Annotated in this window: 14 protein-coding genes and 1 pseudogene; 3 read left to right on the forward strand and 12 right to left on the reverse strand. The window is 60.3% G+C overall.

Annotated elements, in window-relative coordinates; genetic code table 11:
- Nucleotides 1-69 precede the first annotated feature (69 nt).
- Together AC0L3I_RS13460 and AC0L3I_RS13465 are read right to left on the reverse strand one after the other, a co-directional pair.
- The gene (locus AC0L3I_RS13460) at nt 70-1,029 is read right to left on the reverse strand and encodes a DMT family transporter (protein WP_473527192.1); all 960 of its coding nucleotides are present in this window, start codon (nt 1,027-1,029) and stop codon (nt 70-72) included.
- A 467-nt stretch (nt 1,030-1,496) separates the two neighbouring features.
- Complete coding sequence (locus AC0L3I_RS13465; RefSeq protein WP_473527193.1) at nt 1,497-2,390, reverse strand: LysR family transcriptional regulator; 894 nt, start codon at nt 2,388-2,390, stop codon at nt 1,497-1,499.
- A gap of 103 nt (nt 2,391-2,493) precedes the next feature.
- Here AC0L3I_RS13465 and AC0L3I_RS13470 point away from each other — a divergent pair, with 103 nt between their 5' ends.
- Entirely contained in the window at nt 2,494-2,622 is a 129-nt protein-coding gene (locus tag AC0L3I_RS13470) for a hypothetical protein (RefSeq protein ID WP_473527194.1), read from the forward strand.
- Between the two features lie 100 nt (nt 2,623-2,722).
- On the opposite strand, the gene AC0L3I_RS13475 is transcribed toward AC0L3I_RS13470, so the two are convergent.
- The 7 genes from AC0L3I_RS13475 to AC0L3I_RS13505 form a co-directional block, all read right to left on the reverse strand.
- Nucleotides 2,723-3,778 (reverse strand): lipocalin-like domain-containing protein, encoded by a 1,056-nt coding sequence (locus AC0L3I_RS13475; RefSeq protein WP_123149590.1) that lies wholly within the window; start codon nt 3,776-3,778, stop codon nt 2,723-2,725.
- Entirely contained in the window at nt 3,768-6,176 is a 2,409-nt protein-coding gene (locus AC0L3I_RS13480) for an ABC transporter permease (protein ID WP_473527195.1), read from the reverse strand. The genes AC0L3I_RS13475 and AC0L3I_RS13480 overlap by 11 nt, the downstream gene beginning before the upstream one ends.
- A complete protein-coding gene (locus AC0L3I_RS13485) occupies nt 6,176-6,832 on the reverse strand; it encodes an ABC transporter ATP-binding protein (protein ID WP_473486500.1) in 657 nt (218 codons plus the stop codon). Before AC0L3I_RS13485 ends, AC0L3I_RS13480 begins: the two co-directional genes overlap by 1 nt.
- A gap of 372 nt (nt 6,833-7,204) precedes the next feature.
- Entirely contained in the window at nt 7,205-7,390 is a 186-nt protein-coding gene (locus tag AC0L3I_RS13490; protein ID WP_123149696.1) for a DUF3606 domain-containing protein, read from the reverse strand.
- Between the two features lie 130 nt (nt 7,391-7,520).
- Nucleotides 7,521-7,814, reverse strand: a complete 294-nt coding sequence (locus tag AC0L3I_RS13495) for a DUF1488 family protein (RefSeq protein ID WP_123149588.1) — start codon at nt 7,812-7,814, stop codon at nt 7,521-7,523.
- Nucleotides 7,815-7,827: 13 nt separating this feature from the next.
- Nucleotides 7,828-8,163 (reverse strand): hypothetical protein, encoded by a 336-nt coding sequence (locus tag AC0L3I_RS13500; protein ID WP_123149587.1) that lies wholly within the window; start codon nt 8,161-8,163, stop codon nt 7,828-7,830.
- 132 nt (nt 8,164-8,295) lie between these two features.
- On the reverse strand, nt 8,296-8,418 hold the full coding sequence (locus tag AC0L3I_RS13505; protein WP_258122430.1) for a hypothetical protein: 123 nt from the start codon (nt 8,416-8,418) through the stop codon (nt 8,296-8,298).
- A gap of 306 nt (nt 8,419-8,724) precedes the next feature.
- On the opposite strand from AC0L3I_RS13505, the gene AC0L3I_RS13510 reads away from it, so the two are divergent.
- Nucleotides 8,725-9,018 carry a hypothetical protein gene (locus AC0L3I_RS13510; RefSeq protein ID WP_123149695.1) on the forward strand — a complete coding sequence of 98 codons (294 nt, stop codon included), beginning with the start codon at nt 8,725-8,727 and terminating at the stop codon, nt 9,016-9,018.
- Nucleotides 9,019-9,315: 297 nt separating this feature from the next.
- Here the strand turns inward: AC0L3I_RS13510 and AC0L3I_RS13515 are convergent, their stop codons facing one another.
- From AC0L3I_RS13515 to AC0L3I_RS13525, 3 genes are all read right to left on the reverse strand, one after another.
- Nucleotides 9,316-9,531 (reverse strand): hypothetical protein, encoded by a 216-nt coding sequence (locus tag AC0L3I_RS13515; RefSeq protein WP_254022074.1) that lies wholly within the window; start codon nt 9,529-9,531, stop codon nt 9,316-9,318.
- 716 nt (nt 9,532-10,247) lie between these two features.
- A complete protein-coding gene (locus AC0L3I_RS13520) occupies nt 10,248-11,438 on the reverse strand; it encodes an NADH-quinone oxidoreductase subunit D (protein WP_123149585.1) in 1,191 nt (396 codons plus the stop codon).
- A gap of 73 nt (nt 11,439-11,511) precedes the next feature.
- On the reverse strand, nt 11,512-11,670 hold the full coding sequence (locus tag AC0L3I_RS13525; protein ID WP_258122432.1) for a hypothetical protein: 159 nt from the start codon (nt 11,668-11,670) through the stop codon (nt 11,512-11,514).
- Nucleotides 11,671-12,273: 603 nt separating this feature from the next.
- Here AC0L3I_RS13525 and AC0L3I_RS13530 point away from each other — a divergent pair.
- Nucleotides 12,274-12,636: pseudogene (locus tag AC0L3I_RS13530) on the forward strand (protein-L-isoaspartate O-methyltransferase family protein); the annotation flags it as partial.
- Nucleotides 12,637-13,172 lie beyond the last annotated feature (536 nt).

Here is a 13,172-nt window from a genome sequence, read left to right on the forward strand (position 1 = left end):
TCTGGCGTGATGTGCGCCTCGGCTCTTGATCGCTAAGCGCTGTCTCGGAATCGGCGGTGCTGATGTTCCCTACGCGACATGCACCGTGCGCTGCCTCGGCTTGATCGTGGTGGCCAGCACCAGGCCGGCGACGATAAAGGCAGCGCCGGCGAGGTCGTAGTCGTGCAAGCCTTCCCCAAGGAACAGATAAGCGAGCACGGCAACGAAGACAGTCTGCAGATAGAGCAGCATGCTGGCGCGCCCGGCGCCAAGCGTCTCGACGCTGCGGTTGTAGAGGTAATACATCAGAGCGCCGCCCGGGCCAGCGACATAGGCGAGGGCCAGAAGGCCGTTCGCATGCAGCGCCGAACGCTCCCCGGAAAACAGCTCCCAGAGATAAAGGGGGAGTGCGGCCAGCGCGCCGGCTCCTAGCAGCAGGACAACCATCGGCAGAAGCTCGATAGCGAATTTGGAACGACGCAGCAGCACGGTGTAGAGGCCCCAGCAAAACGCGCTGCCGACGATCCACAACTCGCCGGGATTGAACTGGAGCCGCATCAGCGCGGTAAGGTCGCCGCGCGCTACGATCACCACCATCCCGACCAGAGCGAGCAGCGCACCAAGCGCCTTCCAGACGCCGAGGGGCTCGCCGAGCACGAAGCGGGCAAGCACCATGGTCATGATCGGCGACAGGGCCATGATAATGCCGGCGGTCGTCGCGTCGGTGTAGTTGAGGCCCGTGTAGATCATGCCCTGACAGAGGGTCAGCCCGATTGCGCCGATGGCTACCACCTCGATCGCCCGGGATTGGACCAGCACGAGCATCGCCCCATGGTGGCGATGGACGATGGGCAGCAGGATCGCGCAGGCGAGCGTCAGCCGCCAGAAGCAGAGCGCCCAAGGCGGCATTTCGGGGGCAACCCACTTGGCTGCGATGTAGACGCCGGCGGACAGGAGCCAGCAGAGCGTCGCGGTGGAATAGGCGAGAGGAAGCGATACCCCGGCTGTCGCCTTCGCTACGCTTGGATGGGCTATCGGCAGCGATTGCATGTCCGTCTCCTCCCACCGCCAATCTTAGCAAGATTGCTGCGTCTTGCCGAGCAGCAACGCCACCTATTTCACCAATCCTTGTGCGGCGTTTTTTTCCGTGTGGAACACAGGCCAGCGACGAAAGATCGACTTCTGCAGCCGTAGACAAATGCTGCCAGATCGGATCCTCCCGCCGATCACAGCCCGCATCCTTCTCCCCCGGGCGCGGGCTTTCATCCATTTGACCGATGCGCTGATCATGGAAGGTACCCACATTACAACTGGATCAGTCCCTCTGATCCCAACAGACCGTTGCCCGCGGCCTCTCCCGGAGGCGCGGGCTTTTCAATTCACAGGCTGGTCCGCAACGCGGCGCTTTTCAGACATTTAGTCCGAGCAGTTGAACGTCTGCGTGGGCCACATGCTGCCAACGCCCGACCTGAGCCTTATAACCAGCCTTTCGAAGCTGGGTGATGGACCGACATATCTCAGCTCTTGTGTCGAAGCGCGTCGATGAGCAGAGCGAAAGCGGGGGACGTCTGACGGCGGCTGGGATAATAGAAGTAATATCCTGGCCACGGCGGGGACCACTCATCCAGCACCCGCATAAGGCGACCGCTCTCAAGATGAGGCTCCGCCACGTCCTCCGGCACATAGGCGAGGCCGAAACCATCCAGCGCGGCTTCAAGAATCCCGACCGTGCCATTCAGGACGATCTGGCCGTCCACCCGCACCTTCAGTTCGCGACCGTCTCGCTCGAAATCCCAAGCCCACAGCCCGCCATTGGTGGAAAAGCGCTGGTTGATGCAAATGTGACCGGTTAGCTCCTGCGGCGTCGTTGGCGGCGGCCGCTTGGCGAAATAGGGCTTCGCACCGACGACAGCGAAGCGAAGATCCGGTCCCACGCGTACGGCGATCATGTCCTTTGCAACCTGCTCTCCGAGCCGCACGCCGGCGTCGAACCGTTCTGCGGCGATGTCCGTCAGTGCGTTGTCAATGAAGACCTCGACCATGATGTCGGGATAGTCCGGCAGCAGCTTCGCCAGCTTCGGCCAGAGCACGGATTTGAATGCGTGATCACTGGCGGTGAGACGAATGGTGCCGGCGGGCTTCTCCCGCAACTCGCTCAGGGCGTCGAGTTCGGCCTCGATCTCCTCGAAATGCGGGCCGATGTTGCGAAGCAAGCGCTCGCCGGCCGCTGTCGGTGAAACGCTGCGGGTGGTGCGGGTCAGCAGACGAAGGCCCAGGCCCTCTTCGAGATCGCGGATCGTGTGGCTCAGTGTGGACTGCGAAATTCCGAGCTGCGCGGCGGCCCGCGTAAAGCTGCCTTCCCGTGCGACGGCCAGAAAGGCCAGAAGCATATCAAGTCTTCCGCGCTGCATTTATGGCTCATGCCGATAGGTCGATACTAGTTATACAAGCTAGTGAGACGAGTTGCACCCGGGCACGATCGACCTGGAATGTCCTAAACGGATCAGGCGTTCGGTGATCGACAACCGCAACGGGCGCGTCACGAACGCCAACTTCGCCGAATATGCTGTGCCGGTTCACGCCGACGCGCCGCCCGTCATGGACGTGATCTTCGTCGACAAGGAAGACCTATCATGCCGTTAAACGTCTAAAATGGTAGAGGGAAGGGCGCTGGAAACTAACCTTCTCCATTTTCGGCAATTCGCCAACCGTCGCGATCTCGCGATCGAGCAGCGTCCTCCAGTCACTCATAGCCTGTCATCTCGAGATAGCCGCGCCCGGCATGGGTGCCCTCAAATCGGATCGGGCCTTCCCAATAGGGAAAGCGTGTGTCCATCCAGGCTTCTGGGTTTAGCGTCCGGATGGTCACATCCACCCCTTTTTCCGACAATTGCACCCTCCAGCGGACCGGCACGCTACGTCCCGCGACTGCCGCCGTTTCGAGCGGCGTCACCCTTAGCGCGCCGGGGGCCTGCGGCTGCGGCCTGCCGTCGGCCTTGATCCATGTGGCCGATGTAAAGCCCGCGCCTCCGTCGCGCAGGCGAAAGCCCATCATCTTTTCGCCGCTGTCGAAATGCAGCGAGAACCAGTCCCACCCGGTTTGATCCTCAGCCAGCGGCTGCGAGGACCATTCGTGGTCCAACCACGCCTGACCGGTCACCGCAATCGCGCCTGCCGGAAGGGTCAGCGTGCCGGTCACGTGGTAGAATGGTTGCGAGTAATAATAGCTCGCCTGCCCCTTCTCGGATTTCACCGAATAGCCTTGCACTCCCTGCGGCACCAGAGGGCCTTTGGCGTCCAGCGCCAGTTCGTAGGAGAACGCCTGTCCCGCCGCACGCAGATCGAGCGCCGACAGCGCATCCGCCTCTGGCAGGGCCCGGCCTGCCATCTGCCAGTTGTCAATCCAGGCCGCAAAGGGCGCAGCCGTAACCCCCGCCTGACCGATGCCGCCCCGTGCCATCCGTTCGGCCACGAATTGGTGCGTTTGCGTCGTCAGCCCCGCATGGCCCATCCAAAGCTGCGGACTGGACCAGCCTGACCGCTCCACCGGGGCCAGGGCGGATCGGAAAAGAGTCCATTGCACGCCATAGTCCGCTCCATCCGCAGCTTGCAGGTTGGCGGTCAAATACCACCATTCGATCCGGTAACCGGGGTGCGGGCCGTGGTCTGCCGGAAAGTTGAATGCAGTCCCCGGCTGCGGCACTGAAAACCCGTCAGCCTCTGTGCCAAGCCCAGCAAAACCTTGGCCAAAGGCAGGTGCGGCCAAGCACATGTAGATCAGCAATGCTCTAACGCTCATCTGCAAATACCTTCAGCAAATCCGATGGCGAAAGACGCGCCAGCCGCCAGGCAGGCACGGCGGCTGCAAGTCCGGCCGCCAGCAGCGCGAGCGCCGCCAGCAGCGCCCAGTCACCGGGAAAAAGGTGCATCGGCAGACGCCAGCCAAAAGCCTCCACATTCACCACCGCCAGTAGAACAAAGGCGAGCGCAATACCTACAGGCACAGCGGCCAGCATGGTCAAGGCTGCCAACAGCAAGCCGCGCGAAAGCTCCAACCATGCGAGGTGGCGGCGGGTCAGACCCATGGCCCAGACCGGCGCCAGTTGCGGCAGGCGCATCCCCGACAGGGTCATGACGCTCGCAAACATCGCCAGCCCCGCGACTCCCAGCGTCAGCACATTCAGCGCGGCTGTCACGTTGAATGTGCGCTCAAATACTTTGAGCGAAAAGACCTTGATCCCGGCCTGGTCAATCACGTTCTGCGCGGGCAGCCCGAATTCCGCCCGCAAACCCGCCGCCAGTGATTCGGCCTTGCCGGGGGCAATCCGAATGGCATAGCGCAGGCGGGAGACGTCAGGATAGTGCTGGACCAGTGTGTCGATCCCGATGATCACTTGGCCGATCGGGTTGCCATAGTCGGCATAGACGCCGACGATGCTGGCCCGCCAGCCACCGGGCAGCGTGATCTGGTCCCCCAAGCCCAACTCCTGGCGCCGCGCCAGTTGTTCGTTGATCAGGGCGCCGTCGCCTGTGGCGATCCGGTCCCACACCTCCGGCACTGCAGAGAGGATCGGCCAGTTGTCGCGATAGGTGGCATGATCGGCCACGCCGTATATTGCCGCGGGCTGGCCTGCGACCCGACCCTCAATGCTCCAGATCGGCAGGACCGCCTCGCTGCGCTGGGCCAGCCAGTCGCGTATCGCCGTGGCCTCTGCTTCGGTGCGGGCGGTCACGTATAACTCTGAGGCGAGACGCTGATCGAGCCAGCCGGTGAAGGTCAGCCGAAAGCTCGACACCATCGTGCTGACGCCCACATTGGCGGCCATCGCAAGCAGCAGTGCCATTAGCGCCAATGACAGGCCGGGAAGCTGTTGACGCGTGTCGGCCCAAAACCATTCGGCCAGTGGTCCACGCGCCAAGCGGCCGCCAAGGTGCAATATCCCCGTCAGCACGAGCGGCAGCGCCAGTGCCGCCCCCAACAGCAGTGCCGCCAGAAGCGCAAAGCCCGCCTCGAGGCCGGATCCGAAGTGTGCAATTCCCGCCGCCGTCAACAGGAGCACCATCGCAGCCACGCCTTGCGCGCGCAGTGCCCGCTCCGAAGCCCGCGCCCAGGCCCGAGGCTGGGCCGCTGCAAGCAGCGGCAGGTGCCATAGCCGCCAGAGGCTCTGTGCGGCCGCCACCAGCGTGCCGATTACCGCGATGGCCAGCCCCGCTGCCCACACTGCGGGGCGGATCGACAGCGTTCCCGGCACATCGGCCCCGTAAAGCCCGCGCAGGGTGGCGGCGACGTCGGGCAAAAGGGCCGAGGCGACTACATAGCCAAGTGCCACGCCCACCAGCCCCGCGAGGAGGGCGAAGGTCAGCAGCTCGGCGATCAGCAAAAGGACCAGCACGCGTGCCGGCAAGCCCAGTGCGCGCAGCGTGCGAAATACCTGGCGGCGCTGTTCAAAAGCCAGACCGATGGCGGAATGCACGATGAAGAGCCCCACCGCAAAGGCGAGAAAACCGAAAGCCGTCAGGTTCAGGTGAAAACTGTCGGTCAGCCTGGCAAGATCCCCCGTTTCGCTCGGCTCGCGCAGGGTCAGGCCGGGGGCTGTCACCTCTAGAGGGGCACGGCCAATCGGTTGGTCCGGCCAGAGCAAAAGACGAGAGATCTTGTCCTTTGCCCCAAGCAAGACCTGCGCCTGCCCGATGTCGGTGAGGACTGTGCCAGGCGGCAAACCCTCGGCCACGCGCACGGGAGGTGTTGCTTGCTCGGTTAGTCGTGCCGCGGTTTCCGGAGCTGCATAGAGCACACCGGGCGCCGTGATGAACGGCAATAGCTCATCACCCACCGCAACATCCACCTGCTGCGCCTGCGGCGGCAAAGTCAGTGGGTCAATGCCGAGGACGCGCAACCGCACATCCCCAAACCGCATTTCACCTTCAATCACCGGCGAAGCCAGCCAGCCTGCTCGCCGCAGTCTCACAAACTCCTGTTGATCCATCCGGGCCCCGTCCTCACGCACTAGTTGCGCGAGCCGGTCCTGCCCAAGGATCGCCGCTGCACGGTCATAGCTCGCCCGCGCCTCACCGTTGATCGCCTGAACCGCTGACCACAGCGCCGTTGCCAGCGATAGCCCCAAAAGCAGCATCGCCAATTGGACAGGCCGCCTGCGCCAGTGAGACAAGAGCGCTGTCAGCCCGGTCCACACCATCACACCAGCCGGCCCGCGTGCAGGTGAATGCGGGCGTTCAGCCGGTTTGCCAGACGGTTGGAATGGGTGACCATTAACAGGGCGGCACCCGTTTCAGCCACCAGCGACAGCATAAGATCGAGTACAGCGTCCCCTGTTGCCTCATCCAGATTGCCCGTGGGCTCATCAGCCAGAACCAGCCGGGGCCGGGCGGCCAAGGTCCGGCCGATCGCCACCCGCTGTTGCTGGCCGGCCGACAGTTGTTCAGGGTAGCGCGTGAGGACTTGGGCGAGGCCCAGCCGTTTGGCAAGGACTTTCAACCATGCCGGATCAGGGCGGCCAGCAAGCCGAGCCTGAAAGGCAAGGTTGGCCGCCACATCAAGCGAAGGGATCAGGTTGAACTGCTGGAACACAAGTCCGACTGTTCCCCGCCGCAGGGCGGCAAGGGCTGTATCGTTCAGCCCCACAATATTGGTACCGCCAAGGTGGATTTCTCCCGCATCAGGGCTGTCGAGCCCTGCAACGAGGTGCAAAAGCGTGCTCTTGCCGCTGCCAGACTCGCCGGTCAGCGCAAGGCTCTTGCCCGCCTCCAGCGAAAGATCGATCCCGTTCAGAACATGCAACGGCCCCTCGCCAGTGGGGTAGAATTTGTCGATCTGGTGCAGCCTCAGCAGCATGTTACTCCCCGGAGGTCCGCGTGCATCTGACACGGCATGCCCGTGAAATAGCGCCAAACAACGACCCCTTTCATACAGCCTCCAAACCCACTGCCTTAATTGGACAATGGTTTTTTTCAGAGGGCTCGCGTTTTGCATCTAACGCGACCTCCACTTGGAATTCGATGTACAATTACGATCTAGAGCGGTTCTCAGCTAGGCGGGATAGGCGTTGACCGTACCGTCGCAACACACTCTCCAAACGGAACTGGAGCGCTGCCTTCAATTCCTCAGCAGTGCCGATGCCGTTGCTGAAAAGCGCCATGATTATGCCTGCAGCCTGGTCACACTCAGGCGTGCTTGGCTCTATGCCAGCCTCACGGCAATACGCGATCAGAGCTTTCGGGCAACGAGTTCCTCTTCGATCTTTGCGCGGTTGTTTCCATACTTTTTTACCAGCCTGAGGGCATCAGCCCGTTCGAGATGGTGCTTCTTCATGAGGTACCCGACTTCATAGTCTTCGCCACCGTCGACCCGTGCTCTGTCTTGCGGACCACGCTTTGACTTGTCGTCTGCCATGACAACCTCCATGGGCGATCGCCTCGCCCAAACCTGTCAAGGATAATCCTCTAATCGACGGGGACAAGGACGTAGTCCCCAACCATGTCGAAACCGCACAACTCCGCGGTCGCAGGGATAAGCCGATCCCTTACGGGAACGCTTTGCTCGTCCGCTGTTCGAAGCGTTGAGGTTTTCTGGGCTGGTACACGTTCTTGCGGCCGTGGGAGTAAACTTTCCGCGCGACATCACGAATGGAGTCCGGTGATGCATCGAAGGTCGCCAAATAACCCGCTTCGGCTGTGGCTGCTTCCGGTTTTGCGTTCGCGAGCGCTTCGATCTCAATCAAGAACAGCATTTCAAACATGCCATTGTAGCCGAGAAAATGGAGGTATTGTCCGGCCTCGTCGTAGCTGCGGCTTCGGTTCGGAAAAGTCAGCGCCAAGGTTGAACATACCTCAAGCCGTTAAGAACCGCGTAGCGAACGTCTGTTGCAGGCTCGCGGCCTTGCGTCTCTTCGCATTGTGCGCGTTCAGAATTATCATTCTGGTAGTGGCATCTGTTTTGCTGAGCCCAGCCATGGATCGGCTTCCCATATCTGCCGGTGCCCCGGTGAAGACGTGATAGATCGTCCATGACCCGTCCGGCTCTACGCGCCGGCCGTAGTGATAATTCATATCGTATCGATCCGAGGCTCCGCCTTCGTTCTCCCAAATGCTGATATCAACAGCATCGCGAATGCTGATATCAACAGCATCGCGATTTTCGCGGGCTTTGTCGTTGGTGTCGTTCATGGCGGTGCACCTCTTGGGTGGGATAATCAAAGATCCCTATGGTAGAACTAGACCAGCGGCCTCCAGCGAAGCCCGCGCTCTAGAAGCGCCACTCCAGGACGTTTGGCCGCCAGTCGCTACCGACGTCTGGACTTACCAGGTGATGCCGAAAAGCGTCAAATAGACGATGATGCCTATGGCAATCGTGACCGACGCTCTTACGAATAAGCTCTTGTAGTCGTAAAGGTAAACCTGAGCAGGGATATAGGTTTTCACAGCGGCCTCCTTTGTTTTGTTATTTTTTCGGCCAGAAAATCACCCTATCACACAAAGAGCCTCCATAATAGTTTTTTTGGAGCTTTCCTGGCGGAAGCGGCTTAGCGGCCAAAACAGGGCATTCGGCAGCTAGACAAGCGGCAGTTAAACCGCAATTGGCGCATACCGTTCGTGTATCGTTCTTTTGGCCATGCTTGCTATCGCGGCGTCACAGGCTCTCGACCCGCCAACTCCCCAAATCATCGATTTTGAAAGGGCTGCGTCGCTTCGCGAGCGCAATAATCTGCTCTTTCCAGGGATATGCAAATGAACACCCGCACAAAGCACACGACCGTGAAATTCACGGCACCATTCTCGCTGGGAGGCGTCGATGAGTTTCAGCAGCCGGGCGATTATGCAATCGACGAGGACGACGACTGGATCGACGGGATTTCCTGGCTCGCCTACCGGCGTGTCGCCACCTTCATCCATATTCCCGCCGTCTCCTCGACTCTCTATCTCGCGAGCCAGCTTGTGGGTATCGACCATTACGAACTCGAAGCTGCGTTAGAGCAGGATCAGGAACAGGCGCTAGGCACAATCAGGAGGATCCAGCAATGAACGTTCATCGTTTCGCCGTCGGGCAGTCGGTCAGATGCTATGGTCAAAAAGATAGCCAAGGCCGCACATACTAGTGAGCGGCGAGACGAGAAACCATCGGGACAGAAGTAATGTCTGGATCTTTCGAGAAGGGGTATTTGGACGGTTGGAAGACGGTTTCGCCCGGCATCCTACCCGGCATCCCAAGCCACTCCATCCCCGCAGGCAAGACCGAATACCAAGCCGGGTTTGACCGAGGCGTTGAAGATGCGAAGGAACGGAAGCGGCCTACCAAACCCAAGTAGGCCCGCCATTCCCCTACGGCTGGGTAGCGTGGCAACCCCGCATCATCCGGCTAATCAGGTGTTTGTCGGCGTTCTCTTGGCCGGTGAGTTCGCGCACCAGATTCTTGGCGTGCTGAATCCTGTGCGCTTTGGTCACCCGTCCTTCCTCGACCGAAGCCTTGAAGGCATCGCACAGAATGTCAAAGTCGTGAGCGGAGATAAATCCGTCTGAGCGGCTGTCGTTTTCCATCACATAACTCCCATAGGGGCGGGAGTACGATCTACGCTCTCAAGCGCCAGCGCCCGTTCAGTGGCCAGCGACATTGGGAATGTACGCTTTCGACAATCCATTAGCGAGTCATTATGTACCGGCCTGTCACCGGCATTGGTGAATCCGTTCGCTGGGAAGGCACAAAAAAACCCGCTTTCCAGAGGGGATGTTTGAAAGCGGCTTCGTAGCCACCGGACGCGGCGGGGGGCCGCCCGGTCTCTATCAACATATGCGCGAAGTGTTGGTTCCACGGCTGGATAGCGTTTGGCTCGCGTCTAGCCTTCCACACTCTGCGCGCCGATGGGGCTTGCAAGGACGACGGGAGAACACCATCTAAAGTTGATAGCGAACAAGCTGGAAACGTCGGTTCGAGTCCGGCGGCCCCGACCAATCGGGGTTTCGTCTAGGGTTAGGACGCCACACTTGATAAACGCCGCTCCCTTCCGGTCGAGCGGCGTTTTCGTATCTTCAAAAGCGAACGAACGGCCCGCCTTGTGAAAGGGCGAGCCGTTCTTTTCGGGTTTGTCATTCCCTTACGGCTGGGTAGGGTCAACTTGGCCTGCTGCCTGTCCACTGAACCGGCAGCAAGCCAGAGAGACCCACCCGGCGGGGCATTTAGTGCGCGACTTCGATAAACCACGGATGATCCTGCGATTGTAGGCCTATCTTCCAGCAGCCGAGATGTGCAACTCGGCTTAACGATCGATCTCTCCGAACACGATGTCGAGCGAACCAATGATCGCGGAGACATCGGCGATCATGTGGCCCCGACACAAGAAATCCATTGCCTGCAGATGGGCGAAGGAGGGTGCGCGGATCTTGCACCGGTACGGAACATTGCTGCCATCGGAAATCAGATAAACGCCGAACTCACCCTTCGGTGCTTCGACCGCAGCGTATACCTCTCCGGCGGGCACGCGATGCCCTTCCGTGTAAAGTTTGAAATGATGGATCGTCGCTTCCATCGAGCGTTTCATCTCGGCACGCGACGGTGGCGTGATCTTTTGATTTGGAATCGCCACCGGCCCCCGGCCTTCCGGTGAACGCAGCTTTTCCAGACATTGCTTCATGATCCGAACCGATTGACGCATTTCCTCCATGCGGACGAGATAGCGGTCATAGCAGTCCCCGTTCTTGCCGACAGGAATATCAAAATCCATCTCAGGATAGCATTCGTAGGGTTGCGCCTTGCGCAAATCCCAAGCGGCGCCCGATCCGCGCACCATCACGCCTGAGAAGCCCCAAGCCCAGGCATCGTCGAGGCTGATCACGCCTATATCGACGTTGCGCTGCTTGAAGATACGGTTGTCGGTGAGCAGCACTTCGAGATTGTCGCAGACCTTGAGGAACGGGTCACAGAAATCCCAGATGTCGTCCAGAAGTTTCGGAGGCAGATCCTGATGCACGCCGCCGACCCGGAAATAATTCGCGTGCATGCGGGCGCCGGAAGCGCGCTCGTAGAACACCATCAGCTTCTCGCGCTCGGCAAAACCCCAGAGCGGCGGGGTGAGTGCACCGATATCCATGGCTTGCGTCGTCACATTGAGGAGGTGCGACAGAAGCCGGCCGATTTCGCAAAAAAGGACACGGATGAGCTGTCCGCGCCGCGGAACCGATATTTCAAGCAGCTTCTCGGCGGCGAGGCAGAACGCATGCTCCTGATTCATCGGCGCGACGTAGTCGAGCCGGTCGAAATAGGGCAGGGCCTGCAGATAGTTCTTGTGCTCTATGAGCTTCTCGGTCCCGCGATGGAGCAGGCCGATATGCGGATCGACGCGCTTGACGACCTCGCCATCGAGTTCAAGCACGAGCCGCAAGACACCATGCGCGGCCGGATGCTGCGGTCCGAAATTGATGGTGAAGTTGCGAATTGCGGCCTCGGCCATGGCAATCCTTCCGGCCTCGTAGTTCGCAGTCGATCTCGAATGCCCGATGCAAAGTGCGGCGCCTGACCGACGATCAAATCAAGTCGTCGTCTGGGCCATCGTCACCGATGTTGGCAGCGACCACATGCGACGAATCCAGCCCGACCGCTGCCGACACCGACACGGCAGGTGGCGTCACATCGATCGAACTTTGCAGAATATACAACTCTTCCGAGCTCGTTTGGGTAATCACGGCATCGACCTCCGATTTAATTTCCGGAGACAAATCCTCGATGTCGATGACCGCTACGCTCGTGAAGTCTGGTCACACAAAGTTGCCGGAGCCTGGGTTACATCTGGGGGAAGTTGCGCGCCCGGGGATTGAGCGTAAACTGGCGACGCCACGCCAAGTGCCAAGAGGACGGCGATTGTCGTCAGCATGCGCATGATCTTTCCGTTCCCGTTTGCTCGAAGGAGGATCATCTTGATGGCAACAAAGAGTATCCCTTAGTTGTGGCCCTCGGCTGCTACAGATGTGGCCAAATGGTGAAAGCCGTGCCTGGGAGCTGTTGCCTTGGACATGTAAATCGTGAGACCGGTAATTTTGCTGGGGTAGTGTCTACAGGGATTGGCAGCAAGGTCCGATGCAACACGGTCATTTTCGTCATGGACGCGACGATCGAATGGATTACCTCGATCAAGGGGCGGAATTTACCCCAGCAAAATTACCGGTCTCCCCCCGAGGATGGGCCGAACGCCTTGCCAGGAAACTCAGGCTCTGATGAGATAGCAGGGCTCCGAAAGCTCACGGCTTCGGAGCAGGTAAGGTACCGATCCGCATCGGCGCCGCTCCATTCAAGCCGCAATCCTCGCGGAACTCGCCGGGCAAGTTTGGAGCGTCGAAATCATCGAGGAATTCGCAGGCCATGCCGAGGCTCTCCTGCAGGGCCTCGGCACCTCCAATGTCGGCATTCGTGTCGGAGACGGGTCTCGCGGCTGGCCTGAGCACGCCCCATTCGACAAGATCCTGGTCACCGTGGCGGCTGAACGGACGCCGCCGGCTTTGCTTGAGCAGCTCAAGCCAGGGGGACGCCTGGTACTGCCTGTTGGATCTGAAGAAGTCCAGTTGCTGGCTGTCATCGACAAGGACGCGGCAGGGCAACTCAAGACTCGGAAACTCATCCCAGTTCGGTTCAGTCGGCTCGAAACGGTCACATGAGGGGTGCGGCTGCGCGGAGCCGTGCTGGAAGATCAGGATAACGCGCGCCGCATCGATCACACGGGCGCTGGATGGCATCGCCGATCTTTTGACATCCATGCCGCAACGCTACTCGTCGAGCACGCCTGCAGCCGCCGGTCGCAGCCGCTGGCGATCATGCCGGCGCGGTCGTATGCGCGCTTCTCAAAGACCCTTATCCAGCCTACTGTGTGCCTACCAGAGGGCAAATGGGTCGCTCATCTGGGAAATGACGGCCAAAGGCTCAAGGAATTCGCCCAGTGGCCAACACGTAGCGGGCAGGAGGTAACGATGGATCTCAAGGACAGGCGCCTCTGGTACGGCGTGGTAGCCGTGATCGTGGTATTGGTCGTGATTGCGTATGCGGCTGGTTGGTTTGGCGGCACACCGATACCAGCGCCGCAGCAATGAGAGCGATCGTCATTCTCGCTTGGCGGCAGCTGACTGCTCAGTCTCTAAAGGTCGAAGGAAGGGACACCTGATTGGCTGTTTCGCTGGCTCGGCTACCATCCTGACGA

The sequence above is a fragment of the Mesorhizobium sp. WSM4840 genome (assembly GCF_055811755.1).